This is a genomic window from Streptomyces sp. NPDC006476, assembly GCF_040612015.1.
Taxonomy (GTDB): Bacteria; Actinomycetota; Actinomycetes; order Streptomycetales; family Streptomycetaceae; genus Streptomyces; species Streptomyces griseorubiginosus_B.
In genome coordinates, this window is record NZ_JBEXPK010000027.1 from 81,839 (window position 1) to 99,726 (window position 17,888).

The 17,888-nt window shown below is 71.5% G+C and carries 11 protein-coding genes; 8 read left to right on the top strand and 3 right to left on the bottom strand.

Annotation, left to right across the window (positions count from 1 at the left end):
• Positions 1-158 precede the first annotated feature (158 nt).
• Entirely contained in the window at positions 159-3,197 is a 3,039-nt protein-coding gene (locus ABZZ74_RS28580) for an AAA family ATPase (RefSeq protein WP_356769676.1), read from the top strand.
• A 36-nt stretch (positions 3,198-3,233) separates the two neighbouring features.
• The gene (locus ABZZ74_RS28585) at positions 3,234-3,437 is read left to right on the top strand and encodes a DUF6191 domain-containing protein (RefSeq protein WP_356769678.1); all 204 of its coding nucleotides are present in this window, start codon (positions 3,234-3,236) and stop codon (positions 3,435-3,437) included.
• A gap of 8 nt (positions 3,438-3,445) precedes the next feature.
• Here the strand turns inward: ABZZ74_RS28585 and ABZZ74_RS28590 are convergent, their stop codons facing one another.
• Together ABZZ74_RS28590 and ABZZ74_RS28595 are read right to left on the bottom strand one after the other, a co-directional pair.
• Positions 3,446-4,621 (bottom strand): PQQ-dependent sugar dehydrogenase, encoded by a 1,176-nt coding sequence (locus tag ABZZ74_RS28590; protein ID WP_356769680.1) that lies wholly within the window; start codon positions 4,619-4,621, stop codon positions 3,446-3,448.
• 685 nt (positions 4,622-5,306) lie between these two features.
• On the bottom strand, positions 5,307-6,305 hold the full coding sequence (locus tag ABZZ74_RS28595; protein WP_356769682.1) for an aldo/keto reductase: 999 nt from the start codon (positions 6,303-6,305) through the stop codon (positions 5,307-5,309).
• Between the two features lie 76 nt (positions 6,306-6,381).
• Between ABZZ74_RS28595 and ABZZ74_RS28600 the strand changes: the two genes are divergently transcribed.
• From ABZZ74_RS28600 to serA, 6 genes are all read left to right on the top strand, one after another.
• Positions 6,382-7,332: a 2-hydroxyacid dehydrogenase gene (locus tag ABZZ74_RS28600; RefSeq protein ID WP_356769684.1), complete on the top strand. Its 951-nt coding sequence runs from the start codon at positions 6,382-6,384 to the stop codon at positions 7,330-7,332.
• 440 nt (positions 7,333-7,772) lie between these two features.
• Positions 7,773-10,769: an EAL domain-containing protein gene (locus ABZZ74_RS28605; protein WP_356769686.1), complete on the top strand. Its 2,997-nt coding sequence runs from the start codon at positions 7,773-7,775 to the stop codon at positions 10,767-10,769.
• 231 nt (positions 10,770-11,000) lie between these two features.
• Positions 11,001-12,845 carry an acetolactate synthase large subunit gene (locus ABZZ74_RS28610; RefSeq protein WP_356769688.1) on the top strand — a complete coding sequence of 615 codons (1,845 nt, stop codon included), beginning with the start codon at positions 11,001-11,003 and terminating at the stop codon, positions 12,843-12,845.
• A 22-nt stretch (positions 12,846-12,867) separates the two neighbouring features.
• Complete coding sequence (gene ilvN / locus ABZZ74_RS28615; protein WP_133046710.1) at positions 12,868-13,392, top strand: acetolactate synthase small subunit; 525 nt, start codon at positions 12,868-12,870, stop codon at positions 13,390-13,392.
• A 108-nt stretch (positions 13,393-13,500) separates the two neighbouring features.
• Complete coding sequence (gene ilvC / locus ABZZ74_RS28620; protein WP_356769691.1) at positions 13,501-14,499, top strand: ketol-acid reductoisomerase; 999 nt, start codon at positions 13,501-13,503, stop codon at positions 14,497-14,499.
• Positions 14,500-14,729: 230 nt separating this feature from the next.
• Positions 14,730-16,319 carry a phosphoglycerate dehydrogenase gene (gene serA / locus ABZZ74_RS28625; protein ID WP_133046712.1) on the top strand — a complete coding sequence of 530 codons (1,590 nt, stop codon included), beginning with the start codon at positions 14,730-14,732 and terminating at the stop codon, positions 16,317-16,319.
• Positions 16,320-16,378: 59 nt separating this feature from the next.
• Here serA and ABZZ74_RS28630 read toward each other — a convergent pair whose 3' ends face one another.
• The gene (locus ABZZ74_RS28630; protein WP_356769693.1) at positions 16,379-17,884 is read right to left on the bottom strand and encodes an MFS transporter; all 1,506 of its coding nucleotides are present in this window, start codon (positions 17,882-17,884) and stop codon (positions 16,379-16,381) included.
• Positions 17,885-17,888: the final 4 nt, after the last annotated feature.

Sequence of the window (17,888 nt, forward strand, 5' to 3'; positions counted from 1 at the left end):
GCCTGGAGGACGGCCCCGCGGGGGAGGGCCGCCCTCGGGGAAACGACCGCAGCACCCCGCGAACGCCCTCACCGCACCTGCCCGCGGTGGGGGCCGCGGTGCGTCCGCTCCCCGTCGCTCCGGGGAAAACCGGTGCCGTCCCGTCGTACCCCCATGCGATGCTCGCCCTCGTGGAGACCAGGTCCGTAAGTCGGGTGTTCGTCGGCCGAGCCGAAGAGCTCGGGACGCTGAACGACGCCCTCGCCCGTGCCGCCGCGGGCGAACCGCAGGCGCTGCTGATCGGCGGGGAGGCCGGAGTCGGCAAGACACGGCTGGTCGAGGAGTTCGCCACCGCGGCCTGCCGCGAGGGCGCGGTCGTCGCACTCGGCGGCTGTGTGGAGATCGGCGCCGACGGCCTGCCCTTCGCCCCCTTTTCCACCGCCCTGCGCGCCCTGCGCCGCGAACTGCCCGGGGAACTCGCCGCCGCGGCCGCCGGACAGGAGGAGGAACTGGCCCGCCTGCTGCCCGAACTCGGCGAGGCCTCCGGCGGCCGGCACGACGAGGAGGGCATGGCCCGCCTCTTCGAACTCACCGCCCGCCTGCTGGAGCGCGTCGCGGCCGAGCGCACCGTCGTCGTCGCCCTGGAGGACCTGCACTGGGCCGACGCCTCCACCCGCCATCTGCTGGCCTACCTCTTCCGCACCCTGCGCACCGGCCGGCTCGTCGTCCTCGCCACCTACCGCGCCGACGACATCCACCGCCGCCACCCGCTGCGCCCCCTGCTCGCCGAACTCGACCGGCTGCGGACCGTCCGCCGCGTGGAACTCGCCCGCTTCAACCGGCAGGAGGTCGGCCGCCAGATCGCCGGCATCCTGGCCGCCGAACCGGACCCCGACCAGGTCGACGCCATCTTCGAACGCTCCGACGGCAACGCCTTCTTCGTCGAGGAACTCGCCGTCGCCGCCCACGAGGGCTGCTGCACCGGCCTCACCGACTCCCTGCGCGACCTGCTCCTGGTGCGCGTCGAGGGCCTGCCCGAGAGCGCCCAGCGGGTCGCCCGGATCGTCGCCGAGGGCGGCTCCACCGTCGAGTACCGCCTCCTGGCCGCCGTCGCCCGGCTCGCCGAGGACGACCTCATCGAGGCGCTGCGGGCCGCCGTGGGCGCCAACATCCTGCTCGCCACGCCCGCCGGAGACGGCTACCGCTTCCGCCACTCCCTGGTCCGCGAGGCCGTCAGCGACGACCTGCTGCCCGGCGAGCGCTCCCGCCTCAACCGCCGCTACGCCGAGGCCCTGGAGGCCGACCCCACCCTGGTCCCGGCCGACGAGCGTGTCATGCGTCTGGCCAGCTACTGGTACCACGCCCACGACGCCGCGAAGGCCCTGCCCGCCGTCCTCGACGCCGCCGTCGCGGCCCGCTGCCGGCACGCCTACAGCGAGCAACTGCGGCTCCTGGAACGGGCGATGGAGCTGTGGGACACCGCTCCCGAGGACGTACGGGGCGCACTGCGCCTCGGCGACTACTGCGAGGTCTACGCTCCCTGCGGCTGCGATCCGGCCACCACCCCGCTGCACTTCCTCGACCTCATGGCCGAGGCCGCCGGCGCCGGCCGGCTGTGCGGGGAGCGGGAACGCGCCCTGAAGATCACCAAGCGCGCGCTGCATCTGCTGGAGGACGAGGACGATCCGCTGCGGGCCGCCTGGTTCTGGGTCCAGCGCTCCCGTCTCGTGCAGGCCCTGGCCCGCGGCGACGGCTGGCGGGAGCTGGCCACCGCCCAGGACCTGGTGCGCGGTTTGCCGCCCTCCGAGGTGCACGCCGAGGTCCTCGCCCACGCCGCCGGCTGGGCGATGCTGCACGAACCCGGCCCCGACGCCCTCTCTGCCGCCGAACGCGCCGTGCAGTACGCGCGCATGGTCGGCGCCCGGGAGATCGAACTCAACGCCCGCCTCACCCTCGGCGGCCTCATGGTCGACGCCGGCTCGGTCGAGTCCGGCCTCGCTGAGATGTACGAGGTCAAGGACCGGGCCCTGGAGGAGGGCGTCGCCGTCGTCGCCGGCCGGGCCTACGTCAATCTGCCCTCCGCGCTCGACTCGGTCGGCCGCACCCGGGAGGCCGTGCCGCTCCTGAAGGAGGGCCTCGCCTTCACCAGGAGGTTCGGCCTGCTCGAATCGGAGGCCTGGGTGTGGGCCAACCTCTCCGAGTCGACGTACTCCCTGGGCCTGTGGGACGAGGCCGCCGACGCAGCGGCGGGCGCCCTGCGGGTGGGGCACAGCGCGAAGCCCCAGGGCAGCGGCGCCATGTGCCTGGCGCACCTCGCCCTGGGCCGCGGCGACCTCACCGAGGCGGCCCGCCAACTGGCCGCCGCGCGGGCCTTCCTGGGCACCCACGACCCCATGCCCCAGCACACACTGCTCCTCTCCCGCATCGCCATCGGCGTCGCCGCGGGCGAGGGCCGCCTGCTGGACGCCCGCGCCGAACTCGCCCGGGCCCTGGACGCCGGGATGCCGCCGGGCACCCAGCGTGACGGCTGGCCCCTGCTGCTCGCCGCCGCGACCGCCGAGGCCGACGCCCGCACGCTGCCCGCCGCCGCCCAGGACCGGGCCGCCGTCCTGGACCGGATCCGCGACGCGGCCAAGAAGACCACCACCGACGCCCCCATCTGGCTCGCCCACGAGAAGTGGGTGCGGGCCGAGCTCTCCCGCGCCGAGGACGAGGACACCGCCGACACCTGGTCGGACGTGGTCACCGCCTTCGAGTGCCTGGACCGGCCCTACGACCTCGCCCGCGTCCGCCACCGCCTCGCCGGGGCCCTGCTGCGGGACGGCGGCGAGGACGAGCGCGAGCGCGCCGCCGAACTGCTCCGCCTCGCCCACGCAATCGCCGGCCACCTCGGCGCCCGTCCGCTCGCCGAGGCCGTCGCGCTGCTCGCCCAGCGCGCCCGGCTCGCCCTGCACCGCGTCCCGGACCAGCGGCCGGCCGACCCGGTCGAGGCCCTCGGGCTCACCAGCCGCGAACGCGACGTCCTGCGCCTGGTCGCCGCCGGACGTACCAACCGCCAGATCGCCGAGCAGCTCTTCATCTCCCCGAAGACGGCCAGCGTCCACGTGTCGAACATCCTGGCCAAGCTCGGCGTCTCCGGAAGGGGAGAGGCCGCGGCGGTGGCGCACCGGGTGGGGCTGTCGCCGGCCGATCCGCTCACCGCCCGGACGGCGGGGTGAGACGTAGGCTGGAGACGACCGGCACAGGGAGGCGCCGTGTTCAACGCTTTCGAGGAACTGTTCGCGCCGGGCCGCAAGCACACCCGTGACGAACAGAACCGGCTGGAGCTGACCCGGGAGGACGTCGGTGACAACGATCCGGGGCGCGGTCCGATAGACCTGGCGTCCGGAAAGGTCGTGGTGCGCCCGCCCAAGCCGGAGCAGGACGAGGAAGGGCCCGAGGTGCCGGGGGAGGAGTGACCCAGGGGTCACTTCACCTGCAGCTCCAGGATCCGGTCGTCTCCGCTCTTCGGGTGGCCCCTTCCGTCCGTGTTGCTCGTCGTCAGCCACAGCTTGTCGCCGCCCGCCGCGGCCACCGTGCGCAGGCGGCCGTACTCGCCCTCCAGGAAGGGCTGGGGGTCGGCGGAGGCCTTCGTGCCGTCCAGGGGTATGCGCCACAGGCGCTGACCCCTCAGGCCCGCCATCCAGATGGAGCCCTGGGCGTAGGCGATACCGCTGGGGGAGGCCTCGTCGGTGTGCCACTGGGCTATCGGGTTGTGGAACTTCGCGTCGGAGGACTTGCCCTCGGCTTCCGGCCAGCCGTAGTTGTCGCCCGGCTTGATCGCGTTCAGCTCGTCCCAGGTGTCCTGGCCGAACTCCGCGGCGAACAGGCGCTGTTCGGGGTCCCAGGCCAGCCCTTGTACGTTCCGGTGGCCGTACGTGTACACGGGGGAGTCCGGGAACGGGTTGCCGGGGGCCGGGTCGCCCTCGGGGGTCAGGCGGAGGATCTTGCCGCCCAGGGACTTCTTGTCCTGCGCCAGGCCGCGGTTGCCGCTCTCGCCCGTGCCCGCGTAGAGCATGCCGTCCGGGCCGAAGGCGATCCGTCCGCCGTTGTGGATGTAGCCCTTGGGGATGCCCTTGAAGATCGTGTCCGGGGCGCCCAGTTGCTCACCGGCCGGCTTCTTCGGGTCGTACAGCACGCGGACGACGCGGTTGTCCGAGGCCGAGGTGAAGTACGCGTAGATCATGTGGTCCGAGGCGTAGTCCGGGGAGAGGGCGATGCCGAGCAGGCCGCCCTCGCCGGCCGCGGAGACCCCGGAGACCTTGCCGAGGTCGGTCTTCTCGCCCGTCTTCTCGTCGACCCTGGTGATCGTGCCCTGGTCCCGGGAGGCGACGAGCAGGCCGCCGTCACCGGGGAGCGGGGCCAGGCCCCAGGGGCTGTTCAGCCCGGTGGCGACCGTCCGCAGCACCTTCACCGAACCCTTGGCGGGCGGCGGCTGATCGGCGGCCCGGCGGGACGGGGAAGCGTTCGCCGACGAGCCTCCCGACGTGCCCCCCGATGTCGTACCGTCTCCGCCCGCCGAGCCGCCGCCCCCGCCGGAGGAGCAGCCCGCTGTCAGCAGGAACGTGGTGGCCAGTAAGGCCGGTACAGCTCGTCGTAGCACGGTCTCGGTCCCTTCGCACAGCGGTCCAGTCGGCAGGTTCTACCTGTGATACACCGCTCGCGCCTCACAGGTTCCCGGTCACCCGGACCCCAATCGGCGACCGGAGACGAGCGGTGCGACGGCTCGCCCCGGACTCGGTTCTCGATCGCGTGAACGCTGGATCGGCGATCGGCGATCGGCGATGGGGGGTGCGGCGGCTTCCGTCGGGATGGGGTAGGCCCTGGATCGCTGGCGCCGGATCGGCAGCCGGCGCTGGGGGGTGTGGCGGCTTCCGTCGGGATGGGGTAGGCCCTGGATCGCTGGCGCCGGATCGGCAACCGGCGATGAGGTGTGGGACGGTTTCCGCCAGGCTCGGGCCCTCGATTGCCTGCCGCGCAATCGGCAACTGGCGACGAGGGGGGCCTCCGCCGGGTTCGGGCTCTCGGTCGCCGGGAGTTCATCGGCGGCCGTTGGTGAGCGGGGTTGTGGTTGTGTCGTTGGGTGGGGTTCTCGGTCGCCGGGAGTTCATGGGCGGTCGTCGGTGAGTGGGGTTGTGGTTGTGTCGTTGGGTGGGGTTCTCGGTCGCCGGGAGTTCATGGGCGGTCGTCGGTGAGTGGGGTTGTGGTTGTGTCGCTGGGGCGGGCGCTCGATCGCCCGGCGCTCATCGGCGACCTTCGGCCATCGCGGTCACGGCCGTGGCCCTGGTTCAGTCCCACGACCCCAGAGCGCCCGGCAGCTCCGCCACCTCGGTCAGGTCCTCCGGTGTCAGGTGCAGGTCGGCCGCCGCCGCGTTCTCCGCCGCCCAGCGCTCCTGCTTGGTGCCCGGGACCGGGACCACGTGCCGGCCCTGGGCCAGCACCCAGGCCAGCGCGACCTGGGCCGCGGTCACGTCCTCGCCGTGCCGGGCCGCGACCCGGCGCAGACCGGCCACGATCGGCTGGTTGGCGGCCATCATCTCGGCGGTGAAGCGGGGATGCCGGGCGCGCACGTCGTCCGGTTCGAAGCCCTCGCCCGGGGTGAGGGTGCCGGTCAGAAAGCCGTTGCCGAGCGGCATCGCGGCCAGGAAGCCGATGCCGCGCGCCTCGCACCACGGCAGCAGCGACTCCAGCGCCTCCGGGGACCACACCGACAGCTCGGCCTCCACCGCGCTCACCGGGAACACCTGCTGGACCCGCCGCAGCTGCCGGATCGTCGCGTCGTGCAGCCGGCCCCCCGACCGCCGCCCGCCCCGCGCCCCGACCGCACACAGCCCGAGCGCCCTGACCTTCCCGGCCCGGACGAGCTCCGCCATCGCGCCCCACGTCTCCTCGACGGGGACCTCCGGGTCCGCGCGGTGCAACTGGTAGAGGTCGATCACGTCCGTCTGCAGGCGCCGCAGCGACGCGTCACAGGCCCGCTTCACATAGCCGGGGCGGCCGTTGGCCACGATGTGCTGCTCACCCACCAGCAGCCCCACCTTCGTCGACACGAAGGCGTCCGCGCGCCGCTCCTTCAACACCCGCCCCACCAGCAGCTCGTTGGTGAACGGGCCGTACATGTCCGCCGTGTCCAGGAGCGTCGAGCCCGCGTCCAGCGCCCGGTGCACCGCCCTGAGCGACTCCTCGCCGCGCTGCCGCGAGCCGCTGTACGCCCAGCTCATCGGCATGCACCCCAGGCCGACGGCCCCCACGGCGAGGGCCCCCGCGCCCATCGTCCTGCGCTCCACCTGCTCGTGACCCTCCTTCTTACGGATCCCCCAACCTAACCTCTGCGCCTCCACCGGCCTGACATAGCCTCCTGACATGACTGCTGACGTGTGGCTTCCGCTCCCGCCGGACGAGATCGAGGGTCTCCCGGCCGGGCCCGAGTACCGCTTCTGGAACGGCGAGAAGGACTTCCCCGCAGACCCCGCCGACTGCTCCTTCTACGTCGTCCCCTACATGAAGCCCGCCGAAGTCGTCGTCCGCCCGCTGCCGCAACTCGGTTCCGTCCAGGTGGTCCAGACACTGTCGGCCGGCATCGACAGCCTGGAACCGGGCCTGAAGCACCTGCGCCCCGGCGTCCAGGTGTGCAACGCGCGCGGAGTGCACGAGGCGAGCACCGCCGAGCTGGCGCTCACGCTGATCCTCGCCTCCCTGCGCGGTGTCCCCGACTTCGTGCGGGGCCAGGAACTGGGGGAGTGGCGCGGCGGTTTCCGGCCCGCGCTCGCCGACAAGAGCGTCCTCATCGTCGGGTACGGCTCGATCGGATCCGCGATCGAGGACCGGCTCGTGCCCTTCGAGGTCGCGCGGGTGGTGCGCGTCGCGCGCTCCGCGCGCACCACGGAGCGCGGCCCCGTGCATCCGCTCACCGATCTGCCCCGGCTGCTGCCCGAGGCGGACGTCGTCGTCCTGATCACGCCCCTGACCGAGTCCACGCGCGGCCTGGCGGGCGCCGACTTCCTCGCCCGGATGAAGGACGGAGCGCTCCTCGTCAACGTCGCGCGCGGACCCGTCGTCGACACCAAGGCGCTCCTCGCCGAGCTGGAGAGCGGCCGCATCACGGCCGCCCTCGACGTCACCGACCCCGAACCACTGCCCCGAGAGCACCCGCTGTGGAAGGCGCCCGGCGTGCTCATCAGCCCCCATGTCGGGGGACCCACCTCGGCGTTCCTGCCCCGCGCGAAGCGACTCATCGTCAACCAGCTGACACGTTTCGTGAACCGTGAACCCCTCGCCAACGTGATCCTTACGACGGGTTCGCCCGACGCGTAGCGCACGAGCGGGCGCTGTCGAGCGCGGGCGCGCAACCGGCGCGTCATCCGCTTCCGGTACGCTCCGCAATCTTCCGGACGCGGTACGTGCTCGCATCGCCGCTGGTCGTCACGGAGCGTAGAGGAACTATGTCCCTGAGTGACGAGACTGGTGTATCGTCCCGAGCAGGGGCTGCGCCGCGCACCGTTCGGCGCCGGGGACGGACATTTCAGACTGTGAGGGGGGCGACGGGCGATGCACGGCCTATGGACGAGCGATCCGACGCGGCGGGGCCGCCGGCGGCGACCCTGGCGCACGGCCGCGCGCAGACGCGGACACCACAGCAATCACGGCTGCCGGCACAACCACCATCACCGCAGGCACAGCAGCGACAGGGGGCATGCGCACCCAGCGCACCGGGAGCCGCGGGACGCGGGAGCGGCGCGGACCGGGAGGACCCGGTGACCTCGCCGCCGCCTCTCACGGCCACCCTGGACGGAGCGGTGCGGGCACAGCCCTCGCCGGGGCGGTCGCCCCGGCCGCCGATCACCGGTGCCGGCAGTACCCTGGTCCGCCAACTCGTCCTGGCCCTGGTCTGCGCGGGATACGCCGTCGGTTCCGCGGTCGACTGGGGTTCGGGCGAACTGGCGCTGATCATGGGTGACTTCGGCCTGGCCGCGGCGGCCGCGACCGCCGCCGTGTCCTGCTTCCTGCACGCCCGCAACCGCCGTATCCGCTTTCGACCCGCCTGGCTGCTGTTCGCCCTCTCCTCGACCATGACGGCCCTGGGCAACGCGGTCTGGGGGTGGTACGAGGTGGTCCTGGACGAGCAGGTGCCCAGCCCCAGCTACGCCGACCTGTTCTTCCTCTGCTTCGCGCCGCCCGCCATCGTCGGGCTGCTGGTGCTCGCCAAGCGGCCCGTGACGAAGGCCGGCTGGGTCTGCCTGGGACTGGACGCCTGGCTGATCGGCGGCTCGCTGCTGACCCTGTCCTGGAGTCTCGCGCTCGCCCAGGCGGCCAAGTTCGACGGGCCGAGCGTGGCGCAGACCGCGCTGTCGCTGGCGTACCCGCTGCTGGACATCGCCCTGGTCAGCATGGTGCTGGCGCTGCACTTCCGGCGCTCGGCGGTCAACCGCACGGCCGTCAACACCGCCATCGGCGCCCTCGCGCTGACGGTGATGTGCGACGCCCTGTTCACCTCGCCGCTGCTGCGCGACCACTACCACTCGGGCCAGCTGCTCGACGCGGGCTGGTTCGCCGGCTCGCTGCTCCTCGCGTACGCGCCCTGGGCCGCGCCCCGGCACACATGTCCGGAGGAGGACGACGGGCACACGCGCGTGGTGCACGAGCACCTGCCGGGCCGGCGCGGCGGCACCCACCCCCAGCACGCGCCCGCGCAGGGGGACGACCACAGCCGGTACCCGGCCGCCCGGCCCATCGCCGGCTCCCTGGCCGCCCTCACGCCCTACCTCGCCGCCGCCGTCTGCACCCTGGGGATCCTCTACAACGTCCTCAACGGCCGCAGCGTCGACCGCGTCGTGCTCATCACCGGCGGCACGGTGGTGCTCGCCCTCGTGATACGCCAGGGCATCATGCTCCTGGACAACATCACCCTCACCCAGGAACTCGCGCAGAAGGAGAACCACTTCCGCTCCCTGGTGCAGGGCTCCAGCGACGTCATCATGATCGCCGCGCCCAGCGGCGTGCTGAGGTACGTCTCCCCGGCCGCCGCCGGGGTCTACGGACGCCCCGCAGAGGAACTGGTGGGCAGCGAACTGGCCAGTCTCATCCACCCGGAGGACCTGGGCTGCGTGGTGCACGAGGTGCGCCGCTTCCTCGCCGCCAGCCCCCAGGAGGAACCCACCACCCGCATCGAGTGCCGCTTCCGCTCCGGTGACGGCGGCTGGCTCAACGTCGAGTCCACCGTCAACCGCCACCACGGCGGCCTCATCTTCAACAGCCGGGACGTGACCGAAAGAGTGCGGCTGCAGGCGCAGTTGCAGCACAACGCCGAGCACGACCCGCTCACCGACCTGCCCAACCGCGCCCTGTTCACCAAGCGGGTCCAGCAGGCCGTGTCCGGCCGCCGCGCCTCCGACCGGGGCGCCCATCTGCGCGGCACGGCCGTCCTCTTCATCGACCTCGACGGCTTCAAGGCCGTCAACGACACGATCGGGCACCAGGCCGGGGACGAACTGCTCGTCCAGGCCGCCCGCAGACTCCAGGACGCGGTCCGGCACGGCGACACCGCGTCCCGGCTGGGCGGCGACGAGTTCGCGGCCCTGATCGTCGGCGACGGTACCCGGGACCGCACCGCGCGCGAACGTCACATCCTGGAGCTCGCCGACCGCCTCAGGATCACGCTCTCGCAGCCGTACCTCATCGACGGCAACGATGTCCGGGTGGCCGCCTCCATCGGCGTCGCCTTCGCCGAACCCGGCCTCGGGGCAGGCGAGTTGCTGCGCAACGCCGACCTCGCCATGTACCGCGCCAAGGCGGGCGGCAAGGGCCGCGTCGAGCTGTACGCGCCCCAGATGCAGCAGGACGTCGTGCGCAAGGCCGAGCTGGCCACCCGCCTGCGGGCCGCGCTGCACGACGGCGAGTTCACGCTGTTGCACCAGCCCGTGATCTGTCTGGAGGACGGCCGGATCACATCGGTCGAGGCCCAGGCGCGCTGGCGTTCCTCGCAGGGGGTGCTGTTCACCCCGGCCGAGTTCCTGCGGGTCGCCGAGGACAACGACCGGACCGCCGAGCTGGGCCGCTGGCTGCTGGAGGAGGCCGTCGAACAGGCCGCCGAGCGCACCGCTACGGGGCTCGCCGTGCCCGTCGCGGTCCGGGTCGGCGCCCGGCGCCTGCTGGACCGTTCGATGCCGGCCGGCTCGATCGAGGGCCTGCTGACCCGGCACGGGCTGCCGTCCGGGTCCCTGGTGATCGAGCTGTCCGACATGGATCCGCGGGTCTCCCTGGACGAGCTGGAGCGCAGACTGGGCGCCCTGCGGCGGCACGGCGTACGGATCGCCCTGGACGGCTTCGGCAGCGGCTACGCGGCGATCACGGCACTGCGCAGACTCCCCGTCGACGTGCTGAAGCTCGACCGCGGTCTGGTCGAGGGCGTCGTCGAGTCCGCGCGGCTGCACAAGATCACCAGCGGGCTGCTCAGAATCGCCACCGACCTCGGGCTGCAGTCCGTGGCCGACGGCGTGGATCTGCCCGAACAGGTCGTCGCCCTGCGCGCGATGGGCTGCACCCACGGACAGGGCATGGCGTTCTCGGGCCCGTTGGACGAGTACCGGCTGCGCAGAGCGCTCGGATCCGGCCACTATCCGGTTCCGCACAGCCCCATTGAGCCCGCCTTCGCAGGGGGCGGCGCGGGGGTGTACACAGGAGGTGTGGCCGCCGTTCTGGGAGGCGGAACCGCCCTGCGCTCACATAATGAGACTCCCGTCCCACCCACTTGACACGTGGTGCGCGTCGGGGGGAGGGTCAGTGCCATGCGCACCCGAATTCTCGTACTTGGAAAGCGCGTCGGCTGACGCTGAGCCCACCATCGCTCAGCGACCTCCACCCGGCGCGCTCCCCTCGCTTGCCTTACGGCACGAGGGGTTTTTTGTTGCACAGGCACTGTTCGTGCAGCAGCCGAACACCGCACAAACCTCGCAAAAACCCTCAGCATCGAGAAGAGACTGACGATGACCGAGCAGGCCACCGGGGCCCATCCGCAGCCGCGGCCCCGATCCGGAGGACACCAGTCCGCCCCCGAACACGTCACGGGTGCGCAGTCCCTCATCCGCTCTCTCGAGGAGGTCGGGGCCGACACGGTATTCGGCATTCCCGGCGGTGCCATCCTTCCCGCGTACGACCCCCTGATGGACTCGACCCGGGTGCGCCACGTCCTGGTCCGGCACGAGCAGGGCGCCGGCCACGCGGCCACCGGCTACGCGCAGGCCACCGGCAGGGTCGGTGTCTGCATGGCCACTTCGGGCCCCGGCGCGACCAACCTCGTCACGCCCATCGCGGACGCCCACATGGACTCGGTGCCGCTCGTGGCGATCACCGGACAGGTGGCGTCCAAGGCGATCGGCACGGACGCCTTCCAGGAGGCGGACATCGTCGGCATCACCATGCCGATCACCAAGCACAACTTCCTGGTCACCAAGGCCGAGGACATCCCGCGCGTGATCGCGCAGGCCTTCCACATCGCCTCCACCGGCCGCCCCGGCCCGGTGCTGGTCGACATCGCCAAGGACGCCCTCCAGGCGAAGACCACCTTCTCCTGGCCGCCGGTGATGGACCTGCCCGGCTACCGCCCGGTGACCAAGCCGCACGCCAAGCAGATCCGCGAGGCCGCGAAGCTCATCACGTCCGCCAAGCGGCCCGTCCTCTACGTCGGCGGCGGTGTCATCAAGGCACACGCCACCGCCGAGCTCAAGGTCCTCGCCGAGCTCACCGGAGCGCCCGTCACCACCACCCTGATGGCGCTCGGCGCGTTTCCCGACAGCCACCCGCTGCACGTGGGAATGCCGGGCATGCACGGTGCGGTCACCGCCGTCACCGCGCTGCAGAAGGCCGACCTGATCGTCGCCCTCGGAGCCCGCTTCGACGACCGCGTCACCGGCAAGCTGGACAGCTTCGCCCCGTACGCCAAGATCGTCCACGCCGACATCGACCCGGCCGAGATCGGCAAGAACCGCGCCGCGGACGTGCCGATCGTCGGTGACGCGCGCGAGGTCATCGCGGACCTCATCCAGGCCGTCCAGAAGGAGCACAGCGAGGGCCACCAGGGCGACTACAGCGCCTGGTGGAAGGACCTGGCCCGCTGGCGCGACACCTACCCGCTCGGCTACGACCTGCCCGACGACGGCTCGCTGTCCCCGCAGCAGGTCATCGAGCGGATCGGGCAGCTCGCCCCCGAGGACACGATCTTCGCGGCGGGCGTCGGCCAGCACCAGATGTGGTCCGCGCACTTCATCCAGTACGACAAGCCCGCCACCTGGCTCAACTCCGGCGGCGCCGGGACGATGGGCTACGCGGTCCCGGCCGCGATGGGCGCCAAGGCCGGCGCGCCGGGGCAGACGGTCTGGGCGATCGACGGCGACGGCTGCTTCCAGATGACCAACCAGGAGCTCACCACCTGCGCCCTGAACAACATCCCGATCAAGGTCGCCATCATCAACAACGGCGCCCTCGGGATGGTCCGCCAGTGGCAGACCCTCTTCTACAACCAGCGCTACTCCAACACCGTGCTGCACTCCGGCCCGGACGACGTCAACCCCGCGGCCCGCGGCACGCGCGTGCCGGACTTCGTGAAGCTGTCCGAGGCCATGGGCTGTGTGGGCCTGCGCTGCGAGTCCCCGGAGGACCTGGACAAGGTCATCGAGGAGGCGAACTCCATCAACGACCGCCCCGTCGTCGTGGACTTCATCGTCCATGAGGACGCGATGGTGTGGCCGATGGTCGCCGCCGGCACCTCCAACGACGAGATCATGGCCGCCCGGGACGTCCGCCCCGACTTCGGCGACAACGAAGACGACTGAGCGAGAGAGACGTAAAAAGACCATGTCCAAGCACACGCTCTCGGTCCTGGTGGAGAACACCCCGGGCATCCTGGCCCGGATCGCCGCCCTCTTCTCCCGCCGCGGCTTCAACATCGACTCGCTCGCGGTCGGCGTCACCGAGCACCCCGACATCTCCCGCATCACCATCGTGGTGGGCGTCGAGGACCTCCCGCTGGAGCAGGTGACCAAGCAGCTCAACAAGCTGGTCAACGTCCTGAAGATCGTCGAGCTGGAGCCCGGTTCCGCGGTTCAGCGCGAACTCGTTCTGGTGAAGGTGAAGGCCGACAACGAGACGCGCTCGCAGATCGTCGAGATCGTCCAGCTGTTCCGCGCCAAGACCGTCGACGTCTCCCCGGAGGCCGTCACGATCGAGGCCACCGGCAGCAGCGAGAAGCTCTCGGCCATGCTCAAGATGCTGGAGCCGTACGGCATCAAGGAGCTCGTCCAGTCCGGCACGATCGCGATCGGCCGCGGCGCCCGCTCGATCACGGACCGGTCGCTGCGCGCCCTCGACCGCAGCGCGTAAGGCTGTACGGGCGGTTTCGGCCGCCCGTATACCGAGACCCCGAAACTTCCCTTCCGCCCGCCGTCATACGGTGGGACGCAACACCTGCACACAAGGAGAGAACCCAAAGTGGCCGAGCTGTTCTACGACGCCGACGCCGACCTGTCCATCATCCAGGGCCGCAAGGTCGCGGTCATCGGTTACGGCAGCCAGGGCCACGCCCACGCGCTGTCGCTGCGTGACTCGGGTGTCGACGTCCGTGTCGGTCTGCACGAGGGCTCCAAGTCCAAGGCAAAGGCCGAGGAGCAGGGCCTGCGCGTGGTGACGCCGTCTCAGGCCGCCGCCGAGGCCGACGTCATCATGATCCTGGTCCCGGACCCGATCCAGGCCCAGGTCTACGAGGAGTCCATCAAGGACCACCTCAACGACGGCGACGCGCTGTTCTTCGGCCACGGTCTGAACATCCGCTTCGACTTCATCAAGCCCCCGGCCGGCATCGACGTCTGCATGGTCGCCCCCAAGGGCCCGGGCCACCTCGTGCGCCGCCAGTACGAGGAGGGCCGCGGCGTTCCGTGCATCGCGGCCGTCGAGCAGGACGCGTCGGGCAACGCCTTCGCGCTGGCCCTGTCGTACGCCAAGGGCATCGGCGGCACCCGCGCCGGCGTCATCAAGACGACCTTCACCGAGGAGACCGAGACCGACCTCTTCGGTGAGCAGGCCGTCCTCTGCGGTGGCACCGCGGCGCTGGTCAAGGCGGGCTTCGAGACGCTGACCGAGGCCGGCTACCAGCCGGAGATCGCCTACTTCGAGTGCCTGCACGAGCTGAAGCTGATCGTCGACCTCATGTACGAGGGCGGCCTGGAGAAGATGCGCTGGTCCGTCTCCGAGACCGCCGAGTGGGGCGACTACGTCACCGGCCCGCGGATCATCACGGACGCCACCAAGGCCGAGATGAAGAAGGTCCTCGCCGAGATCCAGGACGGCACCTTCGCGCGTGAGTGGATGGCCGAGTACCACGGCGGTCTGAAGAAGTACAACGAGTACAAGCAGAAGGACGCCGAGTCTCTGCTGGAGACCACCGGCAAGCAGCTCCGCAAGCTGATGAGCTGGGTGGACGAGGAGGCGTAGGCCTCCGGACAGGGGTCGGGGCGCGCCGCTCCGGCCCCTTTGTCCAACCCGTCGCATCACGGACGGGTGATCCTTCCACAGAGGCGCAGGACGACCCCCCTCGCGCCACTACACTGCCGTACTACATACGCGTCAGGCCCACAGCGTCGTGCGTCTTCCACGCGGCTAGCCAACCTCCACCGCCTGCGGCCGTCGGGACGGCCGTCCGCATTGGACTTGTGAGGACTCACGTGAGCTCGAAACCCGTCGTACTCATCGCTGAAGAGCTGTCGCCCGCGACCGTGGACGCGCTTGGCCCGGACTTCGAGATCCGGCACTGCAACGGAGCGGACCGAGCCGAACTGCTCCCTGCCATCGCCGACGTCGACGCCATCCTGATTCGTTCGGCCACCAAGGTGGACGCCGAGGCCATCGCCGCCGCGCACAAGCTGAAGGTCGTCGCACGAGCCGGCGTCGGCCTGGACAACGTCGACGTCTCCGCCGCCACCAAGGCCGGCGTGATGGTCGTCAACGCCCCCACCTCGAACATCGTGACCGCCGCCGAACTGGCCTGCGGTCTGCTCGTCGCCACCGCCCGCCACATCCCGCAGGCCAACGCCGCGCTGAAGAACGGCGAGTGGAAGCGCAGCAAGTACACGGGTGTGGAGCTCGCGGAGAAGACGCTGGGTGTCGTGGGCCTGGGCCGCATCGGTGCCCTCGTCGCGCAGCGCATGTCGGCCTTCGGGATGAAGGTCGTCGCCTACGACCCCTACATCCAGCCCGCTCGCGCCGCGCAGATGGGCGTGAAGGTGCTGTCGCTGGACGAGCTGCTCGAGGTCTCCGACTTCATCACCGTCCACCTCCCGAAGACCCCCGAGACCCTCGGCCTGATCGGCGACGAGGCGCTGCGCAAGGTCAAGCCGAGCGTGCGGATCGTCAACGCGGCGCGCGGTGGGATCGTCGACGAGGAGGCGCTGTACTCGGCGCTGAAGGAGGGCCGGGTCGCCGGCGCCGGCCTCGACGTGTACGCCAAGGAGCCCTGCACCGACTCCCCGCTCTTCGAGTTCGACCAGGTCGTGTGCACCCCGCACCTCGGCGCGTCGACGGACGAGGCCCAGGAGAAGGCCGGTATCGCGGTCGCCCGCTCGGTGCGCCTCGCCCTCGCCGGTGAGCTCGTGCCCGACGCGGTGAACGTCCAGGGCGGTGTCATCGCCGAGGACGTCAAGCCGGGTCTGCCGCTGGCGGAGCGCCTCGGCCGCATCTTCACCGCGCTCGCGGGCGAGGTCGCGGTCCGCCTCGACGTCGAGGTGTACGGCGAGATCACCCAGCACGACGTGAAGGTGCTGGAGCTGTCCGCTCTCAAGGGTGTCTTCGAGGACGTCGTCGACGAGACCGTCTCGTACGTCAACGCCCCGCTGTTCGCCCAGGAGCGTGGCGTCGAGGTCCGGCTGACCACCAGCTCCGAGGCGACCGACCACCGCAACGTGGTCACCGTCCGCGGCACGCTCGGCAGCGGCGAGGAGGTGTCGGTCTCCGGCACGCTGGCCGGCCCGAAGCACCTGCAGAAGATCGTCGCCGTCGGCGAGTACGACGTGGACCTGGCCCTCGCCGACCACATGGTGGTGCTGCGGTACGAGGACCGTCCCGGTGTCGTCGGTACGGTCGGCCGCATCTTCGGCGAGGCGGGCATCAACATCGCCGGCATGCAGGTGTCCCGCTCGGTTGCCGGCGGCGAGGCGCTGGCCGTGCTGACCGTGGACGACACGGTCCCGGCCGGGGTGCTGTCCGAGGTGGAAGCGGAGATCGGGGCGACGTTCGCCCGGTCCGTGAACCTGGTCTGACGCAGACAACGCGAAGGGGGTCCAGCCGACGTCGGTCGGCCGGACCCCCTTCGTGTCGCTCACTTGTCGTCGACCCGAATCCCGCGCAGCGCCCTCGCCGCCAGTGCAGCCGCCCCCGCCAGCAGCACCGCTCCCGCGATGGCCGCGCCCTGCATGCCGTTGGTGAACGCCTCCCGCGCCGCCGTCGCCAGTCCCGGCACCCGGTCGGCGACCGCCAGCGCCCCGCCCAGCGTCTCGCGGGCCGCGTCCGGAGCCGAGGCCGGGATGTCGTGCCGGTAGATCGCCGTACCGATGGAGCCCAGCACCGCCATGCCCAGCGCGCCGCCGAACTCCCCGCCGGTCTCCATCAGGGAGGAGGCCGAGCCGGCCCGTTCCACCGGGGCGCTGCTCAGCGCCAGGTCCGTGATCTGGGAGATGACCATGACGATCCCGGAGGCGAGGACGCCGCACGCGGCCAGGACCAGCCAGAGGGAGTCGGTGCCCGCGAGGGCCAGCATCCCGTAGCCGCAGGCGCCGATGGCGAAGCCGGCAGTGACGACATGGGCACGGTTGACGCCTCGCTGGACCAGGGCGGTCGCCATCGGGGCCGTCATGCCGATCGGCACCGAGGGGAGGAGCGCCCACAGGGCCGCCTCCATCGCGCTCTTGTCGAGCACCGACTGCAGGTACTGCGTGGTGAAGTACGCCGAGCCCATCATGGCGAACGAGCCGATGAGGTTGAGGACGACCGAGGGGGCGAAGCCGTGGCCCCGGAAGAGGGCCGGGTCGATCATCGGTGAGGCCGCGGTGCGCTGGCGGTGGACGAAGGCCGCGGCGAAGAGCAGGCCCACGGTGATCGAGACGACGTACTGCGCGTGCCAGCCCTCGGAGGGGATCTCCTTCAGACCGTAGATGACGGGGAGCACGGCGGCCATCGACAGCGGGACGCTCAGCCAGTCGAAGCGGCCGGGGGCGGGGTCGCGCGACTCCGGCAGCAGGAACGGGCCCAGCACCAGCAACAGCGCCATGGCGGGCAGGTTGACCAGGAAGACCGAGCCCCACCAGAAGTACTGGACCAGGACACCGCTCATCACCGAGCCGAGCGCGATGCCGGCCGTCATCACGCCGGACCACATGCCGATCGCCTTCGCGCGCTGGCCGGCGTCGGTGAACATCGTGCGGATCAGTGCCATCGTCGACGGCATCAGGGTCGCGCCGCCGACGCCGAGGACCGCGCGGGCCGCGATGAGGGTCTCGGCGCTGTCGGCGTAGGCGGCGACGACGGAGGCGGTGCCGAAGGCCGCCGCGCCGATCAGGAGCAGCTTGCGGCGGCCTATGCGGTCGCCGAGCGAGCCCATCGTCATCAGCAGGCCGGCCAGGACGAAGGCGTAGATGTCGAAGATCCACAGTTGCTGCGTGCCGCTCGGCTCCAGGTCCGCGCTGATCGCGGGGATGGCGAAGTACAGGACCGAGACGTCCATCGAGACCAGCAGCAGCGGGAGCATCAGCACGCCCAGTGCGGTCCATTCGCGGCGGCCGGCGAGGGTGCCGGCCGGGGTTGTGGTGGTGCCCGTCGGGTTCGTCATGGCA

Excerpts from the sequence above, each read along its gene's own strand:
- ABZZ74_RS28610 (WP_356769688.1), top strand. The coding sequence starts at position 11,001 with ATGACCGAGCAGGCCACCGGGGCCCATCCGCAGCCGCGGCCCCGATCC.
- ilvN (WP_133046710.1), top strand. The coding sequence starts at position 12,868 with ATGTCCAAGCACACGCTCTCGGTCCTGGTGGAGAACACCCCGGGCATC.
- ABZZ74_RS28630 (WP_356769693.1), bottom strand. The coding sequence starts at position 17,884 with ATGACGAACCCGACGGGCACCACCACAACCCCGGCCGGCACCCTCGCC.
- ABZZ74_RS28580 (WP_356769676.1), top strand. The coding sequence starts at position 159 with ATGCTCGCCCTCGTGGAGACCAGGTCCGTAAGTCGGGTGTTCGTCGGC.
- ABZZ74_RS28600 (WP_356769684.1), top strand. The coding sequence starts at position 6,382 with ATGACTGCTGACGTGTGGCTTCCGCTCCCGCCGGACGAGATCGAGGGT.